General features: G+C 64.2%; 21 protein-coding genes. 11 read left to right on the forward strand and 10 right to left on the reverse strand.

Annotation, left to right across the window (positions count from 1 at the left end; translation table 11 throughout):
* Together BG61_RS28205 and BG61_RS28210 are read right to left on the reverse strand one after the other, a co-directional pair.
* Positions 1-443, reverse strand: a 443-nt coding sequence (locus tag BG61_RS28205) for an acyl-CoA dehydrogenase family protein (protein ID WP_035942488.1), incomplete at its 3' end; no start/stop codon positions are given.
* Positions 444-617: 174 nt separating this feature from the next.
* Positions 618-845, reverse strand: a complete 228-nt coding sequence (locus BG61_RS28210) for a hypothetical protein (RefSeq protein WP_035939313.1) — start codon at positions 843-845, stop codon at positions 618-620.
* Between the two features lie 317 nt (positions 846-1,162).
* Between BG61_RS28210 and gltS the strand changes: the two genes are divergently transcribed.
* The 3 genes from gltS to BG61_RS28225 all read left to right on the forward strand — a co-directional run bounded on the left by gltS (position 1,163) and on the right by BG61_RS28225 (position 4,934).
* Complete coding sequence (gene gltS / locus BG61_RS28215; protein ID WP_035939314.1) at positions 1,163-2,350, forward strand: sodium/glutamate symporter; 1,188 nt, start codon at positions 1,163-1,165, stop codon at positions 2,348-2,350.
* A gap of 20 nt (positions 2,351-2,370) precedes the next feature.
* Positions 2,371-3,846: a TAXI family TRAP transporter solute-binding subunit gene (locus BG61_RS28220; protein WP_306434265.1), complete on the forward strand. Its 1,476-nt coding sequence runs from the start codon at positions 2,371-2,373 to the stop codon at positions 3,844-3,846.
* 326 nt (positions 3,847-4,172) lie between these two features.
* The gene (locus BG61_RS28225) at positions 4,173-4,934 is read left to right on the forward strand and encodes a bestrophin-like domain (RefSeq protein WP_035939318.1); all 762 of its coding nucleotides are present in this window, start codon (positions 4,173-4,175) and stop codon (positions 4,932-4,934) included.
* A 150-nt stretch (positions 4,935-5,084) separates the two neighbouring features.
* On the opposite strand, the gene BG61_RS28230 is transcribed toward BG61_RS28225, so the two are convergent.
* Positions 5,085-6,437 carry a dicarboxylate/amino acid:cation symporter gene (locus BG61_RS28230; protein WP_035939321.1) on the reverse strand — a complete coding sequence of 451 codons (1,353 nt, stop codon included), beginning with the start codon at positions 6,435-6,437 and terminating at the stop codon, positions 5,085-5,087.
* Between the two features lie 352 nt (positions 6,438-6,789).
* Positions 6,790-7,887 carry a tartrate dehydrogenase gene (locus tag BG61_RS28235; protein WP_035939323.1) on the reverse strand — a complete coding sequence of 366 codons (1,098 nt, stop codon included), beginning with the start codon at positions 7,885-7,887 and terminating at the stop codon, positions 6,790-6,792.
* A gap of 110 nt (positions 7,888-7,997) precedes the next feature.
* Between BG61_RS28235 and BG61_RS28240 the strand changes: the two genes are divergently transcribed.
* The 3 genes from BG61_RS28240 to BG61_RS28250 all read left to right on the forward strand — a co-directional run bounded on the left by BG61_RS28240 (position 7,998) and on the right by BG61_RS28250 (position 10,207).
* Entirely contained in the window at positions 7,998-8,924 is a 927-nt protein-coding gene (locus BG61_RS28240; protein ID WP_035939325.1) for a LysR substrate-binding domain-containing protein, read from the forward strand.
* 150 nt (positions 8,925-9,074) lie between these two features.
* Positions 9,075-9,533, forward strand: coding sequence for a GNAT family N-acetyltransferase (locus BG61_RS28245; protein ID WP_035939544.1), 459 nt, complete (start codon positions 9,075-9,077; stop codon positions 9,531-9,533).
* A complete protein-coding gene (locus BG61_RS28250) occupies positions 9,530-10,207 on the forward strand; it encodes an FMN-dependent NADH-azoreductase (RefSeq protein WP_035939327.1) in 678 nt (225 codons plus the stop codon). The genes BG61_RS28245 and BG61_RS28250 overlap by 4 nt, the downstream gene beginning before the upstream one ends.
* A gap of 34 nt (positions 10,208-10,241) precedes the next feature.
* Here BG61_RS28250 and pdxR read toward each other — a convergent pair whose 3' ends face one another.
* Together pdxR and BG61_RS28260 are read right to left on the reverse strand one after the other, a co-directional pair.
* The gene (pdxR, locus tag BG61_RS28255; protein WP_129572321.1) at positions 10,242-11,732 is read right to left on the reverse strand and encodes a MocR-like pyridoxine biosynthesis transcription factor PdxR; all 1,491 of its coding nucleotides are present in this window, start codon (positions 11,730-11,732) and stop codon (positions 10,242-10,244) included.
* Positions 11,733-11,996: 264 nt separating this feature from the next.
* Positions 11,997-12,818, reverse strand: a complete 822-nt coding sequence (locus BG61_RS28260) for an alpha/beta fold hydrolase (RefSeq protein WP_035939330.1) — start codon at positions 12,816-12,818, stop codon at positions 11,997-11,999.
* 777 nt (positions 12,819-13,595) lie between these two features.
* Here BG61_RS28260 and BG61_RS28265 point away from each other — a divergent pair.
* Positions 13,596-14,162: a DUF4142 domain-containing protein gene (locus tag BG61_RS28265; protein ID WP_035939333.1), complete on the forward strand. Its 567-nt coding sequence runs from the start codon at positions 13,596-13,598 to the stop codon at positions 14,160-14,162.
* A gap of 194 nt (positions 14,163-14,356) precedes the next feature.
* Complete coding sequence (locus BG61_RS39425) at positions 14,357-15,178, forward strand: hypothetical protein (RefSeq protein WP_051672826.1); 822 nt, start codon at positions 14,357-14,359, stop codon at positions 15,176-15,178.
* A 136-nt stretch (positions 15,179-15,314) separates the two neighbouring features.
* Here the strand turns inward: BG61_RS39425 and BG61_RS28275 are convergent, their stop codons facing one another.
* A complete protein-coding gene (locus tag BG61_RS28275) occupies positions 15,315-15,596 on the reverse strand; it encodes a hypothetical protein (protein ID WP_035939336.1) in 282 nt (93 codons plus the stop codon).
* A 595-nt stretch (positions 15,597-16,191) separates the two neighbouring features.
* On the opposite strand from BG61_RS28275, the gene BG61_RS28280 reads away from it, so the two are divergent.
* The gene (locus tag BG61_RS28280; protein WP_035939337.1) at positions 16,192-16,443 is read left to right on the forward strand and encodes a hypothetical protein; all 252 of its coding nucleotides are present in this window, start codon (positions 16,192-16,194) and stop codon (positions 16,441-16,443) included.
* A gap of 113 nt (positions 16,444-16,556) precedes the next feature.
* Here the strand turns inward: BG61_RS28280 and BG61_RS28285 are convergent, their stop codons facing one another.
* From BG61_RS28285 to BG61_RS28295, 3 genes are all read right to left on the reverse strand, one after another.
* Complete coding sequence (locus tag BG61_RS28285) at positions 16,557-18,317, reverse strand: winged helix-turn-helix domain-containing protein (RefSeq protein WP_035939339.1); 1,761 nt, start codon at positions 18,315-18,317, stop codon at positions 16,557-16,559.
* Positions 18,314-19,615 (reverse strand): MFS transporter, encoded by a 1,302-nt coding sequence (locus BG61_RS28290; protein WP_232256423.1) that lies wholly within the window; start codon positions 19,613-19,615, stop codon positions 18,314-18,316. The genes BG61_RS28285 and BG61_RS28290 overlap by 4 nt, the downstream gene beginning before the upstream one ends.
* Positions 19,616-19,980: 365 nt before the next feature.
* Entirely contained in the window at positions 19,981-20,382 is a 402-nt protein-coding gene (locus BG61_RS28295) for a hypothetical protein (RefSeq protein ID WP_035939553.1), read from the reverse strand.
* 621 nt (positions 20,383-21,003) lie between these two features.
* Here BG61_RS28295 and BG61_RS28300 point away from each other — a divergent pair.
* Together BG61_RS28300 and BG61_RS28305 are read left to right on the forward strand one after the other, a co-directional pair.
* Positions 21,004-21,876, forward strand: a complete 873-nt coding sequence (locus tag BG61_RS28300; protein ID WP_035939341.1) for a DUF427 domain-containing protein — start codon at positions 21,004-21,006, stop codon at positions 21,874-21,876.
* Positions 21,877-22,030: 154 nt separating this feature from the next.
* Positions 22,031-23,794, forward strand: a complete 1,764-nt coding sequence (locus tag BG61_RS28305; RefSeq protein ID WP_035939343.1) for an MOSC and FAD-binding oxidoreductase domain-containing protein — start codon at positions 22,031-22,033, stop codon at positions 23,792-23,794.
* Positions 23,795-23,841: the final 47 nt, after the last annotated feature.

Here is a 23,841-nt window from a genome sequence, read left to right on the forward strand (position 1 = left end):
ACATAGCGGTCGCCACGGCGCTCGGCGGTGGTCTTGATCCTGGTGGTGTCGGTGCCGGTGGTCGGCTCGGTCACGCCCATCGACTGCAGACGCAGTTCGCCGTTCGCGATCTTCGGCAGATAGCGGTTCTTCTGCTCGTCCGAGCCGTGGCGCAAGAGCGTGCCCATGTTGTACATCTGGCCGTGGCACGCGCCGGAGTTGCCGCCGGAACGGTTGATTTCTTCCATGATCACCGATGCCTCGGTAAGGCCGAGACCGGAGCCGCCGTAGTCCTGCGGAATCAGCGCCGCGAGCCAGCCCGCTTTGGTCAGCGCGTCGACGAAGGCTTCGGGATAGCCCCGCTCTTCGTCGATCTTGCGGAAGTATTCCGCGGGAAATTGCCGGCAAAGGTCGCGCACGGCTTCCCGGAGGTCCTGATACGGATCGGCTGAAATATTGAGCATGTCGAGTCTCTGTCTTGGCAAAGAAGTGGGAGCGTCGCGCCGAGCGCTTCGACCGGCGCGGGCACGATCCGATCCGCTGGGCTTTCCGTGCGTCCGATGGACGGCGCCGGGGTGTCGATCATCGTTGTCTCCGCCGCTGGCGGGGCCAACAAATAGTTGCCCGATGAGTGGACTCTATTTGAAGGCGCCGGACGACGGAAATACGAGTTTCATGTGCGGGACATAGGGTGAACCTATGTCCGTTGCGTTCGCTTTCCAGGCCGGACCGCGTCGCTGAACTGCGCGACGCGTGTTCGGCAGCGCCAGAACGATCTTGCGCGGGAGGATCGCGTCCGACAGCGGCGCGGCGCCCGGCCGTCCGCGCGCGACATCGTCGGCGATCGCGACGCCCGGCACAATCATGACGCCGCGCCCGCCCCGGTCGATTCCTCTCTGAACGCTCATGGCATGCCCGCCGGCACGCAATTGGACCAAAGTCCAATTGCGTTTGACCAACGCCACCCGGTACAACAGGGCCAGGCAGCGGCAGCGCGCGCGTGCGGCTTCCCGCGGAGCCACGCCCGGCGTTTGGCGGCGCGTTCTGCAGGCAGGTGGCGTAGATCTCCGGCACGTGCCGCGCGCGGACACCGGAAAAATGAACCGCTACTTGACAGTCCGTTCCCACCAGCTATGGTCAATAGTACGGGCCGTACCGGAACAGGCATCCGACGGGGTATCCGATGAACCTTGACCCTCTTAGCTCCCTGCTGGCGGCGGTTGTCGTCCTGCTCATCGGTACGCTGGTCAATCGCAGGGTCTCCCTGCTGTCGAAATACAACATTCCGGATCCCATTACCGGCGGCCTGCTGTTCGCGATGCTCGCGGCGCTCGTCATGGAGACCGCGCATTTCAAGGTCACCATCGACCAGAGCATCAAGCCGGTGCTGCTCCTGATGTTCTTCGCCGGCGTGGGGCTGGGCGCCGATCTGCGCACGCTCCGGCGGGGCGGCAAGGCGCTCGTCATCTTCCTGATCCTCCTCTTGCCCTACATCGTCGTGCAGAACGCGGTCGGCATCGCGATGGCGAAGGCCCTGGACCTGCATCCCATCTTCGGGCTGGTCAGCGGCTCGATTACCCTCGTCGGCGGCCACGGCACCGGCGCGGCCTACGCCGAGCGCTTCTCGGAAGTGAACAACCTGCAGTCCGTGATGGACCTGTCGATGACGGTGGCCACGCTCGGCCTCATCGTGGGCGGCATCATCGCCGGACCGGTCGCGCAGTTCCTGATTACGCGCTACCGGCTGCGAAGCGAGGCGAAGGAAGCCGCAACCGACACCGCGCAGGAAGCGGCGCCGCCCATCGCGACCGTTGGCGCGATCGGCGCGCTCGCCGGCATTTTCGCCGCGGTGGTCATCAGCCGGTGGCTGGCGGCGCGCTTCACAGGCGGCTCGATCACGATACCGGCGTTCCTGTGGTGCATGATGACCGGCATCGCCATTCGCAACCTGAGTCCCTTCATCGGCCTGCGCTTCGACGACCGCGCGACGGAACTCATCTCGAACGTGTGCCTGTCGCTGTTCCTCGTGATGACGATGATGGCGCTCGACCTGATCGAGGTGGCCCTGTCGGCCGGGCCGTTCCTTGTCATCATTGGCATGCAGATCGTGTTCGTCATCCTCTATGTTGTATTTGTCTGTTTTCGCTTCATGGGCCGCGACTACGAGGCGGCAGTCAGTTCCGCGGCGTTCATCGGCTTCAACATGGGCTCGACCGCGACCGCGATGGCGAACATGCAGGCAATCACCGCGAAGCACGGCCCCGCGCCGACCAGCTACCTGATCGCGCCGCTTGCCGGCGCGTTCTTTGTCGACCTGATGAACGCGTTCGTGCTGACGCTGATGCTCGCGCTGCCGTTCATGGGAGGTTAGCCATGCGCGCCCTCATTGCCGTGTTCCTCGCCGTGCTGCTGGCCGTGTCGCTGGCCGGCTGCGGCGGCGGGCCGGATGCCGAAAGCCTGCGGGCCGGGGTCAACGAGCGTCTCGCCCAGGCGCTGCCCGCCGGGACCGTGGAACTGGTCAGCCTCGTGCGCCGCGGCTCCCAGGCGGACACCAAGGCGCCCGCCGGCGAAACGCGCCGGACCGTCTATTTCGATGCGCAATTGCGGCTCACCCGCGACTTCGATTTCGGCGGGTGGGACGCGCCGGGCGTCGCCGGCCTGGTTTCCGCGCTCGGCGCGGGGCCGAAAGGCATTTCCGGCATCACCTCGGGCGGCAACAAGGCGGGCGACATCATCCGCGCCCACGGTACGGCGCTCTTCAAGCGCGAGGGGGACAAGTGGGTCGCCGTCACGTCCGGCGGCTACCGGCCTGCCGAGGCGCCGGACTACGCCACCAGCACCGCGCCAGGCGCCGCCGCCATCCTGGATGCGATGCGCAAGGTGATCGATTCGGTGCCGAAAGACGCGTCACCCGCCCAGCAGGCGGCGATACAGCAGGAGCTGTCGGCGGCCCACGCCAGCATTCGCGCACGGCTCGCGCGCGCGGCGGACGGCTACGCCATCGCCGCCGGCGCGGAGCACGGGCAGTACCTGCGCTTCGCCCGCGCGCTCGCGGATGAAACCAAGGTGCGGGTAGTGCCCCTGATCACGCGGGGCGGCGAAGAGAACCTGCGTCTGCTGCGGGAGGGCAAGGTGTCGGTTGCGCTTGCGCAGGGCGACGCCGCGCTCGATGCCTACGAGGGCAAGGGCGCCTTTGCCGCCGACGGGCCGTACACCTCGCTGCGTGCGGTGGGCAGCCTGTATCCGGAAGCCGTCCATGTGCTGGTGCGGGCCGACGATTCGCTGGCATCGGTCGCGGATCTGCGCGGCCGCAAGGTCGCCATAGGCGAGCCGGGTTCGGCGTCGCGCATTACCGCGCTGCGCATGCTGGAGGCAAATGGGCTCGGCCTGAAGGACATCGCGCCGCAGGAGTTGAGCATCGGCGCCGCGCTGGTCGCGCTGCGGCAGAAGCAGGTCGATGCCGTGATCCAGGTGATCGGCGTGCCGTCGGACAGCGTGCGCGACGCGCTCGAAGACGTGCCGATGCGCCTGTTGCCGCTCTCGGAGCGCGCCATTGCCGCGCTGACCGGGTCAAAGTCTGCGTACTTTCCCTATACGATCCCGCGGGGTGCCTATCCGAACCAGAAGCAGGACGTGCATACCATCGCGACCGCGGCGCTGCTGCTCACGGCGAGCGACCTTTCCGATTCCGAGGTGGCCGCGCTCACCCGGCTCGTTTATTCGACCGGCAACGATCTCGCGGCGCGCGGAAGCGCGCAGGGCGCGCAGGTGTCCGCAAAGACGGCCTTGCAGGGACTGTCGGTTCCCCAGCATATCGCCGCGGCAAAGGAACTCGACGCGATGACCGCCGCAGCCGCGCCGAAGTAGGCAAAAGGCTTGCAGGCCGCCCTGCGCCAAGCCGACCTGCGCAGGGCGCAAAGCGCGGAGTGAGCTGCGCGACGAAGCCGCCGGGATCGTCGGGTCCCGGCGGCCCTGACTCGTACCGGGCCTCGCCGCACCGCCGCATCCGCCAGCGGGCGGGCGCCGGTCCACCGTTGCACGTGCGCTGTCGCGACGCACCGCGCCCGCATCCGGACGCACGCGAACCCGGCGACGCCGCCGGGAAGCGCAACACGCCGCTCCGGGGCGCAGTCCGTGCCCGGCTCGGACCACCCAATGCGCGTGCGTGCGCCTCACACTCCGAGGATTCGAAAATGAACCACCTCGTTATCGCCCTGATCATATTTGTATGCATATTCGGCAGCTCGCTGCTCGGTCTCTATGTACGCGCGATGCTGCCGGCCAACCACCTCAGCGACGACTCGATCAACGTCGTCAAGATGGCGACGGGTCTCATCGCGACGATGGCGGCGCTGGTGCTAGGACTGCTCGTCTCGTCGGCGAAGGGATCGTTCGACACGATGGATCATGAGCTCGTGCAGAGTGCCGCGAGCGTCGTTCGCCTCGATCGCACACTGGCGAGATACGGGACCGAAACGCATGAGCTTCGCGCCTCGCTCAAACATATTTACGAGGGGTCGATCGAGATGATCAATTCCGACGACCCGGCGCAACTGGCGCGACTCGGTGGACCCGAGGCAGTCGGCCGGACGGAAGAGTTCCAGCGTCAGGTCGAGGCACTCGCACCTCGCAACGACGAGCAGCGTCAATTGAAAGCCCGGGCGCTGGCGATCGTCGACGACCTGTTCGCCGGACGCTGGCTGGCACTGCTGCAAATAAAGGGCAGCATCCCGGTGTCGTTGCTGATCGTTCTCGTGCTGTGGCTTTGCATCATCTTCGGCTCGTTCGGCCTGTTCGCGCCGGGCAACGCGACTGTCATCGCCGCGCTGTTCATGTGCGCGCTTTCGACTTCGGGTGCGATCTTCCTGATTCAGGAGATGAGTACGCCGCTCGGCGGCATGGTCAGGGTGTCGGTGGCGCCCATGCGTGTCGCGCTCGCCCGCTTGGGCGAGTAACGGCAACCGCGTCGCAGGTGGAACGGCAACACGCTGTCGCGCCGGGGCGCACACTTGCCGCACAAGAGCCGCGTAGTCGCGGCAGACATCGAAGGCAGACGCCGAATCGCGCAGTGCCCGGCAAGGCACTGACGCGATTTTCTCGGAGCCTCAAGCCGCGCTGCGCTGCGCTTCGCCAACCACCGGCCTCACGGCAGACGGTGCATCGTCGCCTTCGTACAGCGTTTCCAGGTCTTCGGGATCATCGCCTTTTCCGTTCAGCACCTCGGCCATGCGCTGGCGGTCCACCGATCCCACCCAGCGGGCGATCGCCACAGTGCCCACGGCATTGCCGATCGTATTGGTGATGGCCCGTGCCTCGGACATGAAGCGATCCACGCCAAGCAGCAGCACCATGCCTGCGACCGGGATCTTGCCCATCGATGCAAGCGTCGCCGCGAGCGTGATGAAGCCCGAGCCGGTGACACCCGCCGAACCCTTCGACGTGAGCAGCAGCACGCCGAGGATCACCAGCTGGTCTGTCATCGAAAGCGGCGTGTTGGTCGCCTGGGCAACGAAGATCGCGGCCATGGTGTAGTAGATGCACTGGCCGTCGGGATTGAACGTCAGGCCCGAAGGCACCACCAGTCCGACCACCGGCTTTGCGACGCCGAGGTGTTCGAGCTTTCGCATCAGTTGCGGCACCACCGACTCGGATGAACTGGTGCCGAGCACCGTGAAGAGTTCGTCCTTGATGTACTTGAGGAACTTCCAGAGGCTGAAGCCCGAGATCCGGGCGATCATGCCCAGCACGATCGTCACGAACAGGAAGCAGGTGATGTACATCGTTCCCATCAGCTTGCCGAGCGAGACGATCGAGCCGAGCCCGTACTTGCCGACAGTGAACGCCATCGCGCCGAACGCAGCCAGCGGCGCGAGACGCATGATCATGCCGACGACGCTGAACACGCCATGCGTGAAGGAGTCGAGGAAATCCACCACGGGCTTGGCGCGGGCGGCGCCGATATGCGACAGCGCGATGCCGAACAACGTCGAGAAGACGAGGATCTGGAGGATGTCGTTCTTGGCGAGCGCGTCGACGATGCTGGTCGGCACGAGATGCAGCACGAACTGAACAAACCCCTCCGGCTTCGCGGCGGCAGCCGTGTATGTCGCGATCGCCTGGGTATCGAGTTGTTTCGCGTCGATGTTCATGCCGTTGCCGGGTCCGACAACGTTGACGACGAGGAGTCCGAGTGCGAGTGCGAACGTCGACAGAACCTCGAAATAGATCAGGGCGCGAACGCCGACGCGGCCCAGCTCCTTCATGTTTTCCATGCGGGCGATGCCGAGCACCACCGTCGCGAAGATGATCGGGGCGAAGACCATCTTGATCAGCTTGATGAAGATATCGCCCATCGGCTTGAAGTCGCTGGCGATGTTGGGGGCGAAAACACCCAGAGCCACGCCGGCAAACACACCGATCAGCACCTGGACGTAAAGCTTTCCGAAGAAGCGGCGCATCTTTGTCTCCTGATAATTTATGTAGGTGCAAGCGCGGCGCGTCGAGGTCTCGCCTGGGGTTACGCTTTGCTCACCGTCGCGATCGCGTCTGCCCCTCTGAAGGGGGCCTCGGCGCAATGCGTGCCATCTCATGCCTGACATGGCGCATCGCGCAGCCGATCGCGCACCTTGTCTCCTGCCTTGTTTGCTGCGCCGCGACGCTGTCCGGGCGCCTCAAGGCGCAGCGGCTTCGTCCGATGCAGGGTGAATCTGCACAGCGGTCCGCCGGAGTCAGCCCATGATCCCGGCTTCCTCCGCCGCCCGCGTTCACGCGGGCGGTGCGGGCATGCACGACCGCCCGGCGTCTTCGTGCCTACGCCGGCACCCGCGCTTCGGGCACCTCCGCCTTGTCGAGAAGCGCGCAAACAGCCGCGGTCACTTGCGCCGTCGTGGCCGTGCCACCGAGGTCGCCGGTGTGGAGAGACGTGTCGGCGGTCACGGCTTCGACCGCCTGCATGACACGCCTCGCCGCATCGAATTCGCCAAGGTGCTCGAGCAGCATCACGACCGACCAGAAGGTGCCGACGGGATTGGCGAGACCCTTGCCCATGATGTCGAACGCCGACCCGTGGATCGGCTCGAACATCGACGGATAGCGACGCTCCGGATCGATATTGGCCGTCGGCGCGATGCCCAGGCTGCCCGCGAGCGCGGCGGCCAGATCGCTGAGAATGTCGGCGTGAAGGTTTGTCGCAACGATCGTGTCGAGCGTCGCCGGGCGATTGATCATGCGGGCGGTCGATGCGTCCACGAGCTCCTTGTCCCATTTGACGTCCGGGAACTCCTTCGAGATCTCCAGCGCGATTTCGTCCCACATCACCATGGCGTGCCGCTGCGCATTGCTCTTCGTGATCACCGTGAGCAACTTGCGGGGCCGCGACTGGGCCAGACGAAACGCGAAACGCATGATGCGCTCCACGCCGGCGCGCGTCAGGATCGACACGTCCGTCGCCGCTTCGATCGGGTGTCCCTGGTGCACACGGCCACCGACGCCCGAATATTCGCCTTCGGAATTCTCACGCACGATGACCCAGTTCAGGTCTTCCGGCCTGCAGCGCTTGAGCGGCGCGTCGATGCCGGGCAGGATGCGGGTCGGCCGGACATTGGCGTATTGATCGAACCCCTGGCAGATTTTCAGGCGCAGTCCCCAGAGCGTGATGTGATCGGGGATATCGGGGTCGCCTGCCGAGCCGAACAGAATGGCGTCCTTGTCGCGCAGCGCATCGAGACCGTCTGCGGGCATCATGACGCCCTGCTTGCGATAGTAGTCGCCGCCCCAGTCGAAGTCCTCGAAGTCAAAAGCAAACGTCTTGCTCTTTTTCGCGAGCGCTTCAAGAACTTGCTGTCCGGCGGGTACGACTTCCTTGCCGATGCCGTCACCGGGAATCGTTGCGATGCGATACGTTTTCATGTCTCCGTTCCTTCAACTGTTGTGGGTGTGAGCGGACTTTACATTTCTTTCCCGGTAGAAACCGGCGTTAGAATCAAAGCGTCCTTAACTTTCAGTCACAAGTGAAGGCCATGCGCGAAACCGTCGATCCATCCGATCTGAGCTTCTTTTCCATGCTGTCGGCAGCCGGAAGCCTCAGTGCCGCAGCGAGAGAACTGGGCCTCACCCCAGCCGCCGTCAGCAAGCATCTGACGCAGATGGAACGCCGCGCGGGCGTGCCGCTCGTCAACCGAACCACGCGGCGGATGATGCTCACCCCTGAGGGCGAGCTGTATCTGGAACATGCGCGCCGGATTCTCGATGCAATCGACGAACTGGCCGAACTGCTGGGAAGCGCGAAGAAGAGCCCGAAGGGGCTGCTGCGCGTCAACGCGACGCTCGGCTTTGGCCGCAGCCATGTTGCGCCGGCCATTTCGCGCTTTGTCGTGAAGTATCCGCAGGTATCCGTGCAGCTTCAGCTTTCGGTCACCCCGCCACCGCTGACGGACGACACGTTCGACGTGTGCATCAGATTCGGCGAACCGCCGGATACGCGTGTCATCGCGCGCCGGCTCGCCCCCAATCGAAGACTGCTGTGCGCCGCGCCCGCCTATATCGCGCGGCGAGGGATGCCCGCCACGCCGCACGATCTTGCGAAGCACAACTGCATCGGTATCAGACAGGGCGACGAGGCGTACGGCGTGTGGAAGCTGACGACCGGGAGAGGAAGCTCCCGCAAGACCGAGGCCGTCAGGATCAGCGGCAGCCTGACCACCAACGACGGGGAGATCGCCGTGAAGTGGGCGCTCGAAGGCCACGGCATCCTGATGCGGGCCGAGTGGGATATCAGGCAGTATCTGGACGATGGTCAGCTTGTCGCGGTGCTACCCGACTATGACACGCCTAACGCCGATATCTTCGCCGTCTACTCGCAGCGGCATCAGATGTCGAACCGGATACGTGCTTTCGTCGATTTCGTGGCGCTCGAGCTTCGAGCTGCGGCGGGCCGGCAGACGTAGCGACGAACATGAGGCCCGGCGCGCGCCGCCCGTTGCACCGGTTGCAGGGGTCCCACCCGTTGAATGTCCTAGTTGAATTCGCCTTTTTTGGCTCTGCCGGCTGAGCCGTTCGCGGTCTATCGTGTGTTCCATGACCTCTCGGAGAAAGGCATGAACACTTCGATTTCGATCAAGCATCTCGACACCCCCGACGAATGGCTGCGCGCATTCGACGTGATGAAGCAACTGCGTCCTCATCTGGCGGACGCTCCGTCATTTTCCGGGCAGCTTGGGCATCAGCACACCGAAGGCTACCGGCTGCTCGCCGCATGCGAATCCGGCCGCATACTCGGCCTCGCTGGCTACCGTATGCAGACCAACCTGCTATACGGGCAATTCGTGTATCTGGACGATCTGGTCGTGTCGGCGCACTTGCAGCGTAGCGGCATCGGCGAGCGGCTCCTCGATGCCGTCCGTCAGATCGCACGCGATTCGGGATGCGCGCACTTCGTGCTCGATACCGGCCTGCACATGGCGCTCGCACAACGCTTCTACTATCGCAACGGCCTGCTCGCAAAAGGCATGCACTTCGTCGAGCCCCTTTCCCGTCCCACCGGGCAGAACTCATGAAAATTCTCTTTCTGAACGCCAGCCCGCACGGCGAAACGAGTCACGGCTATCGTCTCGCGCTCGAGATGATCGGCATGTTGCAAGAGCGCGGGGCGCCCGAGGCTTCACGCATCGAAGTGATCGAACGCGACCTGGCCGCCGCGCCGTTGCCGCCCATCGCGCGCGACTACGCAAGGGCGATCACGTCTCGCACGCCGGACCCGCGCATGTTCGACCTCTCCGAGCAATTGATTGAAGAGATCGAAACGACGGACATGTTGATCGTCAACACGCCGATGCACAACTTCACCGTGCCGGCCGCGCTCAAGCTCTGGATCGATTACGTGCTGCGCATTCACCGAACGTTCGCATCGACACCTGATGGCAAGGTGGGTCTGATGCGCGACCGGCCGGGCTTCGTGATCGTGGGATCGGGCGGCTTTCATACCGGCGAACGCGCGCGCCAGCCCGATTTCCTGACGCCTTATCTGCGTTATGCGCTCGGGTCGATCGGCATACACAGTGTGCACTTTCTCGCCTTGCAGGGACTCGTGATGGGCGACGAAGCAGTGGGCAGCGCGCTGAACCTCGCGCGCGCGGAACTCGGCCGGCTCGATCCGTTCGCGGACCTCGCGAACCGGTCCGGCTTCACGGAAAGCACGAGCCTTTCAGCCGGCGAGCCGCTGATGCAGTGATGCAGTGTTTCGCCGGATCTTCGTGACGCACGCATCATCCATCCAGCGCGCGTTTGAGGATCCGCGCGAGACGCGCCGCATCGTCCGCATCGGCGACGTTGGCAAAGCCCATCACGAGACCGCGCTGCGTGTGCTTCGAGCGGCTGTTGACGTACCACGCCGATAGCGGCCGCACCGCGAGACCCGATTCCGATGCGCGGGCGGCCACGGCGTGGTCGTCGACGGGCACGCCCGCGTCATGGCTGAACGTCACGACCAGATGCATGCCGCCCGACGGCAGATCCATGGTGATCGCTTGCCCGCACGCGCGCCTCAGTGCATCGACGAGCAGCAGGCGACGCTCCGCGTAGAGCGCACGCATGCGCTTCAGATGCCGCGCAAAATGCCCTTGCGCGATGAAATCCGCAACGGCCGCCTGAAACAGATACGGCGGCCCCATGTTCAGGCTCCTGGTCAGCTGATCGAAGCGCGCCACCGCGCGCTCCGGGACGACCACGTACGACAGCCGCAGCCCCGGAAACAGCACCTTGCTGAACGTTCCGCAATAGATCACGCGGTCATTCCGGTCGAGACTTTTCAGCGCGGGCAATGGCCGCCCGAGGTAGCGGAACTCGCTGTCGTAGTCGTCCTCGACGATCCAGCTTCCCGCCCGGTTCGCCCAGTCCAGCAGCGCGATGCGCCGTGCCAGCGACAGCGTCACGCCGAGCGGGCTCTGATGCGATGGCGTGACCACAGCAAAGCGCGCGTTCGCACCGAGTGCCTTGCCGCGCTCGACATCCAGACCTTCGCCATCGACGGGCACGGGCACGATCCCCATGCCGGCCTCGCTCAGCAAGTTGCGCGCGATCAGATAGCCGGGCTCCTCGAACCACGCGCGGTCGCCGGGTCGTGCGAGACATCGCAGGATGAGTTCGAGCGTCGTGCGGTACCCGCTCGTGACGAACACCTGCTCAGGCGCGCATTCGACCCCGCGCGACAGCCCGAGATAGGTCGCGATGCGTTCGCGCAGCGGTCCGTATCCGGCGGGATCAGGGTAGATCAGCGCAGCACGGTCGCCGCTGCGTGCGCGATATGCCACGAGGCGGCTCCAGACCTTGCGCGGAAAAGCATCGAGCGCTGGCAGACCGGGGCTCAGAGGCTTTGCATCGTTGCCCAGATCGACGACGCCCGGTGCGCGACGCGGCACGCGCTGCGCGGCCCGCTGCTCCGGGCCATGTTCTCCGCGCTTTCGGACCGATCGGCGCACGACCGACGGCGGCAACGACGACGAGACGAACGTGCCCGCCGCGCCGCGCATCTCCAGGTAGCCCTCGTCGACCAGAATGCTGTAGGCCAGTTCCACCGTGCCGCGCGCGACGCTCAGCTGAGTCGCGAGTCCGCGCAACGCGGGCACGCGGTCACCGGGCCCCAGATGCCCGGCGGCGATGGCCGTCTTGAAGCGCTCGCAGACTTGCAGATAGATCGGCGACTGCAGGTGCCTGTCAATCTCGATCTCGAGTTCCTGTTCGGGTTCCGGCAGCTTCATGTCTTGCCCTATGGACTAGTTCGATCTTCAATTCCGATCCATCCTGCCAAGACATAATTTTCGCACGTCGCGCCCTGAAAAACGCGTACCCGCTGCTATCGAACGATATTCGTTGAAACCCGCTTTAGTCCGTGCCGATGCTGGCCACGGAAGCTATCCATGCGACCTCCGTGGAGTATTCCCCACGGTGGCCGGCACGTGTGACTTGCGACCCGACGCCGTATTACCTGACGGTCTTCGTCGCAGACCAGCGTGAGCGCGCTGTTACTTCTGGATAAATTCGAGCAGGTCGGCGTTGACCGTGCTCGCATGGGTCGTGCACATGCCGTGCGGCGCGCCCGGATAAATCTTCAACGCCCCGTTGGGAACGATCTTTGCCGAAAGCTTTCCCGAGTCGTCCAGCGGGACGATCTGGTCCGCGTCACCTTGCAGGACGAGCGTCGGGGCGGTCATTTTTTTCAGGTCTTCGGTGAAGTCCGTTTCCGAGAACGCCTTGATGCAATCGTAAGCGCTCTTGATCGAGCATTGCATGCCCGCATACCAGAACCAGTCGATCGTTCCCTGCGACGGTTTCGCGCCTTCCCGGTTGAACCCGAAGAACGGCACGGCAAGATCCTTGAAAAACTGCGACCGGTTGCCGACGACGCCCGCGCGGATTTCATCGAATACGGAGAGCGGCAAGCCGCCCGGGTTATTCACCGTTTTCAGCATCAACGGCGGCACCGCGGAAATCAGCACGGCCTTGGCGACGCGCTTTGTTCCGTGCCGGCCGATGTAGCGTGCAACCTCGCCCCCGCCCGTCGAGTGGCCGACGAGCACTGCGTCCTTCAGGTCGAGGAAGTCGATCAGCTCCGCGAGGTCATCCGCGTAACGGCTCATGTCGTTGCCGTCCCACGGCTGGCTCGAGCGGCCATGCCCCCGCCGGTCGTGAGCGATCACGCGGTAGCCGCGTTCAGCCAGATACAGCATCTGGGCGTCCCACGCATCCGCATTCAGAGGCCATCCGTGCGAGAAAACAACCGGTTGGCCGGTACCCCAATCCTTGTAGAACAGCTGCGTACCATCTTTCAACGTAAACATTGCCATCGCTAAAACTCCATTCATGGATGCTGATTCAGCCGGCGTCCCGGTATCACCTTGCAGGCAACATGACCGTGAGACGCCGATTCGTGCCGCTTCGCTGCCGGTTCATGACCTGGGCAGGCACATCACGCACCGGATCAGTATTCAGGTTCGTGAGAAGACTTTCTTTTGCCATTGACCCGACGCTTTCGCATCTGCACGTTGATCGCGGATCAGGAAACAGGCACATCACCGAACGCCTGCTCCGCACACGCGCGGATACGCGCGACGCGGCGCCCTCTCAAAACCCGAAGCTGCTGAGTCCCGGATGATCTTCGGGACGCGGGCCGACGGCCAGAAGAACTTGCGGTCGCGCTCCTGAATCGGCACGATCTGCCAACAAAGAGCTTTCGATATCGCATCGAGCGGCCGTTCACGGCGCAGGAGTGCCACACCCAGCTCGACGGCTGAGACGGGCGCCATCGAGCGAAGGCGCAACGCGAATGCCGACGCCTGGTTAGAAAGGCGATCGTCAGCAACACCCGGACACGCGCGCCAAGCATCTGAGCGCACGCGACGCCACATGCGTTACCGCCCGTTACAGAAGCGACATCACCGTTTCACCTCGCGCGGCACGTGCCTCCTAAAATGACTGCGCCGGGTTGCGCCGTCTGACGCCGCGGGGAACCGCAAGCTGTTTCGAACCCGGCGTGCACGGGCTCGCACCGTGCGTCAAGACCGGCCCGAGCGCCACGCTTGAACCTTCCGACTTCCTCATGATCCTCACTCCAAGGAGAACGCATGATCCGCATTTCCACTGCTTCGATCGTCTGTGCATGCACAACCGGCCTTCTCGTCTTCGCGACGGCGGCTGGCGCGCAAACCACGCAGTCAGCACCGTCGCAGGACACCACGAAGCTGCATGCCGCGGATCAGACTTTCGTCGCCGAGGCGACCAGGGCGGTGTCGACGCAGCGCGAAGCCGCGAGAATCGCCACATCGCGCTCCACTGACCGCGACGTGAAGGCGTTCGCGGAGCGCGCTGCCAGCGACAATGCGAAACTGTCCGACGCGCTGCGCGCCGCAAGCCCGCGCGGCGTGGATGTGCCAAAGAACAATCCGGATACCGCTGCGCTCGACAGCATCAGAAACCTGCGCGGCGACGCGTTCGACAAGATCTACATCGAGCAGGTCGCGCTCGGCGGCCAGCAGAAAGTGCTATCGGCATTTCAGTCGGAGATCGCTTCAGGGCGCGATGAGCAGTTGAAAGACGCGGCGACAAAGGCGCTGCCGGGCATCCAGGCGCAATATGCGCAAGCTCAGGAACTGGCGAAGCGCAAGCACCTCGCGGGCGGCTCTGCGCAGTAGTCCCCTGTGCGCGTCATGCCGATTCGCCACGTTCGCTATCCGGCGTTCGGCATGACGCGCGAATACGAGCCAGTACTCGTTCGGGTATGCGTCGCGGGCATGCGTCGCGTATGGCATCCGCCATCACGCCTGCGTGGCGGAATTCCCTTCGATTCAGGGAATAAAAGTCTCCACCGGGTGTTGTTGAAACGAGGATGATCGAGCCGCCAACCCGGCTGCTCCGGGATTCGCTCAAGTGGAAAAAGCTCCCGAATCGCAGGAACAACGCTATGGCCGAAGGAATAAACCGCTACTTCATGGCGGACACGAGGGCGTTCGTCGACGCCAACTATCTGACGACTGCCGGTATCTTCCGTCCTCCAGAGGGAACGATGGCATTCGATCTGCATCGCCAGGAAGGAATCACACCCAGCGTGGTCACGATCGAGCCGACGAACACTGCGAAGAACGACGAATCCATCCGCGGGTATTGGGTGCCGCAAGGCGGATCGTGTGACGTACCGATCATTGCAGCCGATCGCGCCTATGTCTTTACACCAGACTTCTCCGGCTGCTCGCTCATTGTCGATCAGATCAGCGACAGCATGTACCGCGTCTATCACGTGACGGGAGGCAACGGGTACGTCGAGATGGAATACCGCAAGCGTCGCGACCCTGCCTCGAAACTCGCCGGAGTCATGACACACGAGTTCTATGGAGCCCCCGGTGCTCCGAGGGCGCTCATGTTCATGAAGTTCGAGGAGGGCCGCTGGTGGATCTATTTCCAGGCTCAGACAGGCACGGGATATGGTCTGCAGGGCAACCGCGTGGTACGCGCGCAAGGATCCACGGCGGTGGACACCATCAGGATGACGGGCCGAATGCCTGTGGCACGCGTCAAGACCGAAAGCCCGGTCATCACGTCGAATCGGCTCTGCGACGGGCAACTCATCATTCGCGACACGGAGGAAGCCCCAACGTCCAGATTGCTGCGCGCCCGCAAGGTGAACCTGATGACCGAACTCTGGACCTTCTAGTCCATCGAAAATCAAAGGGTCCATGAACCGGCGCCGTTGTCTGGCGGCGTGCTCGTCAGCGGGACGTGAAATCTCCTTCGCTGCACGCCCGATACCCGGCACGTCTTCCGTTTGACAACCTCATCCGACCGACAAATCAACCGCCGCGATATGCCGGGTCGATGCTATCGGCCGGAGCGCGCCGGCCGGATTGCGACCTGACCGATTCGTCTCCGCCGACGCCGCCGTGGTTCGCGTCGCCCGCGCTGTCCTGGCCTTCTGCCGCGGCCTTCGTTTGAGCGGTCTCGCCGTGTTGCGATACTGGCGCACCGGCGTCTGCGTGATGGAGGGAAGTCTGGCCGTAGCCGCCCGCGAAGGCGGGAGCCGTCAGCGATACGGAGCTTGCGACTAGCAGAGCGGCGACAGATTTCGTTTTCATGACGACTCCAATAAGCGTGTTGAGCTTTCGAATGCAGCTCGATCGGTCCATGGCGGCGCGCGATGCACGGCACCGTGCGGCGCGCCAGCAAGAAGGCTCAGGCAAACAACACGCTCCCGGAATACGGGCATGCTGCCGACATTGCGCCGCAGCTACAAATGCACGGGTCATGCCAATCCCGGTTCGCGCATCATCCAGGCGGCTCTAAGCGCTTGAAAATAAAAACGATTGATCGAGAACACCCGTGCTGTGGAAGACGGATCGCACAGCGAAGATGTCTGGCCGCAGACAACGCTTTCATGAGCCACTGTGCGCGTTCACCCAACAGCACGACGTCCGCGCGCCCGACCGCAAAGCGAGTCGGCACCCGACGATCGATGTCACATCGAGAGATCGTCAGCGAGATGCCTGAGATACGGTGCGTGTTAACGATTTCTTCAGGTGGCGTCGATGGCGCCGGCGGCGATTGAATCGCACCATGGGTCAAGCGATGTCAGGGCGATGCCTGCTTTCGAGCGCGCCAGCCCTGCGCGATCGCCATCGCGGCCAGTCGTGCGCTGACCGTACCCGCACTTGTTTCAAGGAGCAAACTGACATGAAGACGATTCGAGTCGTGGCGACCTGCGCGTTGGTCCTCATCCTGGGGCCTGCATGGGCGCAAGACACACCGGTTCCCGCGCAGGCAACCCAGTCCGCGCGGGACGTCGGTGGCACCGGTGATGCGTCGAGGAGCGACGCGGGTGTGACGATGAGCCCGACGCGGCAGCAGGTCTATCAGGACCTCAGCACGTCGCAGCAATCGGGAGAGCAACGCCGCATCTGGAACAGCACGTACCGCCATCATTGAGCGCGCCGTGCGGTGGCTTTCGCCAGGTGTGCCTGCCGCGCGACGAGCGTCCTGCGCATGTCCCGTCGCGCGCGCATGCCGCACGCATACCGCGCGCGTCAGCCCCGCTTCGCTCAGTAGCCGATACGCTGCTCGACGTTGCGAAACCGCCCCATCGAACGATAGCGATGAAACCACGCGCTCGTGCGAAGCTCGCACAGGCGCGGCGAATGCTCGGCGAGAGCGACATCGAGCCAGTGATACATTTCGTCCGGCTGTTCGAGCCTCGCGTAGATCTCGGCGAACAGGAACGGTGACGTATAGCGTCTCTGGCGCCTCGCCATCAGGTCCTGCAAATACCATTGCAGGACTTTCTTGTAGCCTCCCGAGTCCCAGACGGTCCGGATCGTCTCGGCGCGGGCGAATTCGTTGCACCGCGTGAGCGCGTCGATGGTCGCTTCGACCGCCTCTTCGTACTGGCCCTGCACTTCGAACGCGATTGCGAGCAACTGGTAAATGAGCGGCGACCGGGTGCCGTGTCCCGTGCTCAGGTACTCCCGTATCACTTCTTCGTATCTGCCCGACTGCACGAGGCCGAATACGCGCGATCCTTCGAAGCCGAGCGGGTCGACCCTTTCGGCCCGTTCGAACTGCGCCCTTCCCTCCGCTTCTCGCCCGAGCACGAGCAGCAGCCGTGCATACAGACGGCTGGTTTCCGCATGGCTCGGATTGAGCCGCAACGCCTCGAGGAACTCCTCTTCCGCGCGGCGCCAGTCCCAGTCGTAGAAATAGTGCACGCCGGCGAGCGCCTGATGAGCTTCCGGAAGATTCGCATCGAGCTCGATTGCGTGCAGCGCCGCCGCGCGCGCCTTAGGGTAGCCGTGCGACGGTGCATAGAAGCCGTGCGTCGCGGTCGAGCCGAAGATGTTCGACAGGCCGACGTATCCCAGCGCGTAGGTTGGATCGATCTCGATGGCGGTTTCGAAATAGCTGTGGGCGCGGATGAAATCCTCCTCGCTCAATGCATGATGCGCGGCAAAGCCCGCATCGAAATGAACCCGGCGAGTCCAGTAGTAGCGGCCGCGCAGGTAGGCATCGTGCGCCGACGGATCGACGGGCAGGCGCCTCGACAACATGGTCTGCTGCTGTTGCGCGAGCGCCGGCGAAACCTCCTCGGCGAGCGCCCTGCCCACTTCCTTCTGGATATCCAGTGCGCCCCTCCCCACCGGCTCGTGCGCGCGGCTCAGGATTTGAACCTGATCGTAAGAGCGGATCAGTTGCGCGAGGATGCGGACCTGCCCGCCCTCCCGCGTCAGCGATCCCTCGAGCACGTAGTCGACGGTCAGCTCATGCGCGATCTGGGCGATGCTCTTGTTCGCCCGCTGATAGCGTGCGGCCGTCGTCCTTGCGATCACGAGAATCCGTTCCGGATTGAGCATGCCGATGTTGGCCGAGGTCTCGTCTGCAAGCGCAGTGCAGAACCCGTCGAGACTCGCGTCTTCGGTCTTGTTCTCGAACGGCAGCACCAGCACGCGAATGGCCGCCGCCGGCGCGGCCGCGGGCTCCGGCGGCGAGGTTCGTATGCCGTCGAGCCGATACCCCTTGCCCTTGACCGTGACGAGATATCTCGGATCGTCGGGGTCTTCGCCCAGTGCGATCCGGATCTTGCGGATCGCCGTGTTGATGCTGTTGTCCGTCTCACGATAGGCATTCGATCCCCACAGCGCTCTCACGATGTCCGCACGGGTCACGAGTTGCCCGTTGCGCGACGCCATCAGAATCAGCAATTCCATCGGCAGGCGCTCGAGCCTCACCTTCTCGTCTCCGCGGCGCAGTTCGTAGCGCTGGACGTCGAGTTCGACATTCGCGATCCTGATGAAGTCTTGCGTGGTCATCCGCGCTCCTTGCAGCGAGATCGCACATTCGCATCGGCGGCATCGGCATGCCGACGCTCGCGCTTCATGCCGAAGGACGCTGCGAATGCGAGCGCCGCGCACACCACGATGACGAGCGCCGGTGTTGCATGCAGGCCGGAAGCAAGGACGCTGGCCGCAAGCGGCGTGAGCCCCAGTGCCGTCGCCAGTCCGACGTTCATGGCAGTGGCGACGCCGCTGAACCTGACGTCGAGGGGAAACATCTCCGCGATCGCGCACGCATACGTGCCGTTGGCGAGCGAGGCAACGACACCGGCCATCATGAACAGCGCGGACAGGCTGAAGAAATGACGGGCAACCGCAATGAAGAAGAATGGCGCAAAGAGAGCGGACAACACGGCGCCGCATCTGAACACATGGCGGCGCGATATCAAGTCGCCGATGTGCGACGTGACGAGGATGCAGGCCGCGACGACAAGCAGGTATCGGATTTGCGCGCTCGCGATCTCCTGCGCGGCATAGTGAAGGCCTTGCAGATAACTCGGCATGTAGCCGATGAAGATGCCACTGGACGCCCCCACCAGCAAGCACGCCCCCACGCCCGTGACGACGGGCCCGAGATGGTTGCGACAGAGCACTGCGAGCGGCTCGCGGTGCCGCGCGCTGATGGTCCGCGCGTATTCGTCGGTTTCCGTGAGCGTGCGGCGCACAGCGAAACTCAACAGCCCGACCATCCCGCCGAGCAGAAAGCCGATGCGCCATCCGAACGCGTTAACCTGCTCGGGTGTGAAGGCCCATTGCACCGCGAGATTGACGCTCGTAGCCAGCAGCAACGCGAGATTGACCGCCACGAACACGATACCGCACAGAAAGCCCGGCCTGGCGCGCGCCGACTCCACCGCATACACGACGGCGCCCGGCAATTCGCCGCCCAGGCAAAGGCCCTGAACGAGCCGCAGTGCCAGCAACAGCGCCGAGGCAGTCGCGCCCCATACCGCGTATGAAGGAAGTATTCCAATGAGAAAGGTCGACACGGCGGCGATCATCGCCGACGACACGAACACGATCCTCCGGCCGTACTTGTCACCGAAGCGGCCGAGGAATATGCCTCCGATGGGCCTCGAAAGATAGCCGATAGCCAGCACCGTGAACGACAGGGTCTCCGCCGACATGCCGGTGCCTGACGAGAAGAACGCGCTGCCGATGCTTCGCGCGAAGAAACCATAGATGACGAAATCGAATACCTCCAGCGCCCCCCCGGTGCTGGCGACCAGTATCGTCCAGCGCTGTCGGGCGGTGAGGGATTCGGTTCGGGCCATGATCAGATCGTCGAGCATCGCACCCCTTGACGGCGCCGCGCCTCGCGCCCCATGTTCCAGTGAATGCTACGCCAAGACGGGGCGCCCGGTCATCGGCGACAAGCGGCTTGCACGACGACGGCAAGCCCTCTTGCAGCAGCAACACGAAGGTGTGAAACCTTCGCCGTCTTGCGCGATGACTTCGCGCGGCAAGGCAATGCTCCGGGCCCGGCCGCCGGCAATGTCATCGGCATTTCGTGGAGTGGACGGTTTCCCGATAACGAAACGTTAGCCGGCAGAGTTTCGCGTCGCAACCGCATCGCCGTTCCGTCAACGTCCGCATACCGCCGTCTGATCCGGTTCATCGCGTACAGCGTGCGCCATCACTATCCGAACACCCGCGCCCATGCCGCCCGCAGGCGTCGGGCGCGGTCTTCGAGGAGATATGAACCAGCCAGCGTCAGCAGACCCGAAATCACACCCGTCAACACGGCTTCGGCAAACGGGAAGCCGTAGTGATTCGCGTGCGAGTAGGCGTCGCCGAGCATTGTCAGGAGGCCGACGATCAGCGCGTTGCCGTATCGGCGCGTGTAGAGCCTGACCGCCGGCGTGAATGTCAGGAGCACGGCCAGGATTCCGGTGAAGAGACCCGTCTGCAGCGCAATCGTCCAGTGAGCGAGGCTCAGGATATTGCCCCAGCTCCCCGGCATGCAGGTCATGCACGCGCTGGTCGGCTGCCAGAAGCGCTGGACGAACAGGCGGACGCGGCGCTTCCAGTCGATTGACATCATCTATTCCCCATCGATGCACTGACCCATGCGTGCGGCGCCGGCGAGCCAGACAGTCACGTGCAAATCGTAGCTCGAAACACCGCATCGAGAATCGTTCGAAGCTCGCCGTTCCGCAAAAAAACCAGGGGCTCACATCCGGACGAAGAGGCAATCGATTCGGCGAAGCGTGTAACCCGTGCCGCACCTCGAACGAATGACGAAGAAGCAGGCCCGGTATGCAGCGCTCCGGTCCCGCGCAAGGTCAGAACAATCAAAGCGAAAGCATTGGACAGGCTAATGAAAGAAATGGAGAAGTCCGCGATCGCTCGGAGTCGATGGTGATGGATCGACTCAGCGGCACTGCTGCGCGGGTACCAGGATGCGATTCGGCTGCGTACGGACGCTTCTGGCTCGCGATGCCGAGGCGGCGCCCCGGCGCATCCGAAGCAGCACTTCCGGTCGATTCGGCAAACTCGTCAGCTCTGCCACGTCGTATGCCGTGTAGAGTCCGGGGATCGCCTTGACAACAGACTTGCCCGCAGTAGCATCTAACTCGGACGAATAGCCAGCGGTCGGCGAAAGCGCAGATGCTTTCAGGACGACGATCACGGCTCGTCAACCCTGTCGAAGGAGCAAGCAATGGGACTGTCCTGGCAACAAGGTCCGCTCGCACCGGGAGCAATCGGCCGGTTCCTCCTGCCTGAAGCGCTGCCCAAGCGGCTGCTGTATGCCGAACCGCTCCGCAGGCGCATGCGCGTTCGCTTCGGAGGAAGCTGGATCGCGGATAGCGAAGACGTTTTCGTGCTGTTCGAACCCGGCCGCTATCCCGTGGCCTACTTTCCGGAGACCGACGTTGCTCCGGACACCCTGGAACGCACGGAGCTCACGACGCAGCACCGCGACCTCGGGCCCACGTCCTGGTACACCGTCCGCGCGGGCGAGCAGAGCGCCAAGCGAGGTGCGTGGCAACATGTCGAACTGCCCGCTTACGCGAGCGAACTGCAGGGACGGGTTGCGTTCGCCTGGCCGGCCATGGACGCGTTCTACGAGGAAGACGAACGGATCCTGGGCCACGCAGCCGACAGCTACCACCGCATCGACATCCGCCAGACCTCGCGCAGCCTCGTGGTCCGGCATGGCGAGCGCATCATCGCCGAGACGAAGCGGCCGCTTGTCCTCTATGAATCCGGCTTCGCGCCGCGCTGGTACATCGCTCGCGCCGATGTGGACGAGTCCGCATTGACCCCGGTCGAACACCAGACGTTCTGTCCGTACAAGGGGCTGTGCAGCTACTACGATATCGGTGACGCGCGGTGGGCCGTATGGTCCTATCGCGAGGCCTATCCCGAGGTCGGCCGCATCTCCGGTATGGTGTCGTTCGAGCCGGACCTCGTCTGCCTGCACCTCGATGGCACTCAGCTTCATCTCGAGCCCGGTCAGAGCGTGATTTCCCACGGCGCCGACCGTGACCTCACCGCCGCCGAGGGGGCGCCTCCGCGCGCACAGCCATGAGGGAGCACCTCACGGCGCGCTCACACGAGCGGCGAATGCATCGCGATCATCGGCGCGCGGGAAGTCCCCGGTCAGGCCGTGTCCGGTGGAATGTGCATGCGGGCAGAGACATCCGGCGCGGAACAGATTCCGGCCACCAGAGGAGCGGAACGACATGGCTCGACTGCTATCGGTAAATGTCGGACTTCCACGCGACATCGAGTGGAAGGGGCGCACTGTGCACACCGCCATCTGGAAGGATCCGGTGCGTGGCCGCTGCCGGGTCCGCCGGCTGAATCTGGACGGAGACGGTCAAGGCGACCTCGGCGGGCACGGCGGTGAGCAGCGCGCGGTCTTCGTCTACCAGATCGATTCGTATCGCCATTGGCAGGAGCAGTTGAAGAGGACCGACTTCGTCCACGGACAGTTCGGCGAGAACTTCACGATCGAAGGATTGCCCGACGATGACGTGTGCATCGGCGACCAGTATCAGATCGGCAGCGCGCTGTTCGAGGTCACTCAACCTCGCGTTACCTGCTATCGCGTCGGCATTCGCATGAACGAGCCGCGAATGCCCGCATTGCTGACATCCAGCGGACGGCCCGGGTTCTACTTGCGCGTCCTGCGGGAAGGCGAAGTGGGCGCCGGTGACGACATCGTGAAAGTGAACGAGGCCAAGGAGCGAATGACCGTCGCGGAGATCAACGCGCTCCTTTATTCGTCCGATCATGCACGCGAACGGCTGGAGCGCGCATTGCGGATCGAGGCGCTTTCGCCCGGATGGCACGCTTCGTTCAAGGCGTTGGTGCAGAGCCAGACGACCGGCGCGGGAACCGGCAACGCGGGCCTCGCGCCGGCAGCCGCTGCGCATGCGGCCGAACCAGGATTCCTTCCGCTCACGGTGACGGCGATCGATCAGGAATCCGTGGACGTCCTCTCGCTGACGATGCGCAGCACGGACGGACAGCCGCTGCGAAAGGCGCTGCCCGGCCAGTATGTGGTTCTGCGTCTGCAACGGACCGCCGGCCGCCCGCCGCTTTTTCGCAGCTATTCGCTTTCGGGTCCCCTCTCGACGGAGAGTTATCGGATCAGCGTAAAGATCGAGCCCGACGGAGCGGCTGGACCTTACCTGCGGGAGCATGTGCGCGTGAACGACGTTCTCGACGTCAGCTCGCCGCGCGGCAGCTTCATGCTCCAGCCCGCAGAGCGGCCGGTGGTGCTGCTCAGCGCGGGAATCGGGGCGACACCCGTCCTCGCCATGCTGCACGCGCTGGCGGCTGCCCGGTCGACGCGGCGCGTCTTGTGGCTGCACGCTGCTCGCGATCGGCAGCATCATCCGTTTGCCGCCGAGGTCCGCCAGCTCATGCTCGCCCTCCCGCACGGCCGCAGCCATGTCTGTTACAGCAGGCCGGAGCCGGGCGACACGATGGGCAAGGATTTCGACGCTGCCGGGCACCTGTCGCGAACGGTCTTCGACGAGGTCGGTGTCCCGCGAGACGCGGAGGTCTACCTTTGCGGGCCGACTCGCTTCATGGCGCAGATGAAAGAGGCGCTCGCAGGCTTCGGCGTGAAGCCGGAGCGGATCCACGCCGAAATCTTCAACGGCGGCGAGCCGTTGAACCCTGGTGTGGTAGGTGCGGTGACGCGAGCCCCGCATCTGCCCAAGGACGATTCCGACACCGGGCCGCTGGTCTCGTTCGCGCGCAGTGGCATCGCCGCGCACTGGAAAGACTCGGCCTACCAGAGCATTCTGGAGTTGGCCGAGGCGTGTGACGTGCCGGTCCGGTGGTCGTGCCGCACCGGCGTCTGTCACAACTGCGAGAGCGGACTGGTCTCCGGGTCCGTCACCTACCAGCCTGATCCGCTCGATCCGCCTGCGGGGGGAAATGTCCTGATCTGCTGCGCCCGGCCGCAGGATGGCGTGGTGATCGACATCTGAGCGGCGTCGCAGTTTCCGCTTCGTCGGATGCCGACGCCGGTCGATTC

The organism is Caballeronia glathei (assembly GCF_000698595.1).
In the GTDB taxonomy this organism is placed as follows: domain Bacteria; phylum Pseudomonadota; class Gammaproteobacteria; order Burkholderiales; family Burkholderiaceae; genus Caballeronia; species Caballeronia glathei.

What these genes read in the sequence shown, in the direction of transcription:
- BG61_RS28210 (WP_035939313.1), bottom strand. Translation starts at nt 845, where the DNA reads ATGATTGTGCCGGGCGTCGCGATCGCCGACGATGTCGCGCGCGGACGG.
- gltS (WP_035939314.1), top strand. Translation starts at nt 1,163, where the DNA reads ATGAACCTTGACCCTCTTAGCTCCCTGCTGGCGGCGGTTGTCGTCCTG.
- BG61_RS28225 (WP_035939318.1), top strand. Translation starts at nt 4,173, where the DNA reads ATGAACCACCTCGTTATCGCCCTGATCATATTTGTATGCATATTCGGC.
- BG61_RS28230 (WP_035939321.1), bottom strand. Translation starts at nt 6,437, where the DNA reads ATGCGCCGCTTCTTCGGAAAGCTTTACGTCCAGGTGCTGATCGGTGTG.
- BG61_RS28235 (WP_035939323.1), bottom strand. Translation starts at nt 7,887, where the DNA reads ATGAAAACGTATCGCATCGCAACGATTCCCGGTGACGGCATCGGCAAG.
- BG61_RS28240 (WP_035939325.1), top strand. Translation starts at nt 7,998, where the DNA reads ATGCGCGAAACCGTCGATCCATCCGATCTGAGCTTCTTTTCCATGCTG.
- BG61_RS28245 (WP_035939544.1), top strand. Translation starts at nt 9,075, where the DNA reads ATGAACACTTCGATTTCGATCAAGCATCTCGACACCCCCGACGAATGG.
- BG61_RS28250 (WP_035939327.1), top strand. Translation starts at nt 9,530, where the DNA reads ATGAAAATTCTCTTTCTGAACGCCAGCCCGCACGGCGAAACGAGTCAC.
- pdxR (WP_129572321.1), bottom strand. Translation starts at nt 11,732, where the DNA reads ATGAAGCTGCCGGAACCCGAACAGGAACTCGAGATCGAGATTGACAGG.
- BG61_RS28260 (WP_035939330.1), bottom strand. Translation starts at nt 12,818, where the DNA reads ATGGCAATGTTTACGTTGAAAGATGGTACGCAGCTGTTCTACAAGGAT.
- BG61_RS28265 (WP_035939333.1), top strand. Translation starts at nt 13,596, where the DNA reads ATGATCCGCATTTCCACTGCTTCGATCGTCTGTGCATGCACAACCGGC.
- BG61_RS39425 (WP_051672826.1), top strand. Translation starts at nt 14,357, where the DNA reads ATGATCGAGCCGCCAACCCGGCTGCTCCGGGATTCGCTCAAGTGGAAA.
- BG61_RS28275 (WP_035939336.1), bottom strand. Translation starts at nt 15,596, where the DNA reads ATGAAAACGAAATCTGTCGCCGCTCTGCTAGTCGCAAGCTCCGTATCG.
- BG61_RS28280 (WP_035939337.1), top strand. Translation starts at nt 16,192, where the DNA reads ATGAAGACGATTCGAGTCGTGGCGACCTGCGCGTTGGTCCTCATCCTG.
- BG61_RS28285 (WP_035939339.1), bottom strand. Translation starts at nt 18,317, where the DNA reads ATGACCACGCAAGACTTCATCAGGATCGCGAATGTCGAACTCGACGTC.
- BG61_RS28290 (WP_232256423.1), bottom strand. Translation starts at nt 19,615, where the DNA reads ATGGCCCGAACCGAATCCCTCACCGCCCGACAGCGCTGGACGATACTG.
- BG61_RS28295 (WP_035939553.1), bottom strand. Translation starts at nt 20,382, where the DNA reads ATGTCAATCGACTGGAAGCGCCGCGTCCGCCTGTTCGTCCAGCGCTTC.
- BG61_RS28300 (WP_035939341.1), top strand. Translation starts at nt 21,004, where the DNA reads ATGGGACTGTCCTGGCAACAAGGTCCGCTCGCACCGGGAGCAATCGGC.
- BG61_RS28305 (WP_035939343.1), top strand. Translation starts at nt 22,031, where the DNA reads ATGGCTCGACTGCTATCGGTAAATGTCGGACTTCCACGCGACATCGAG.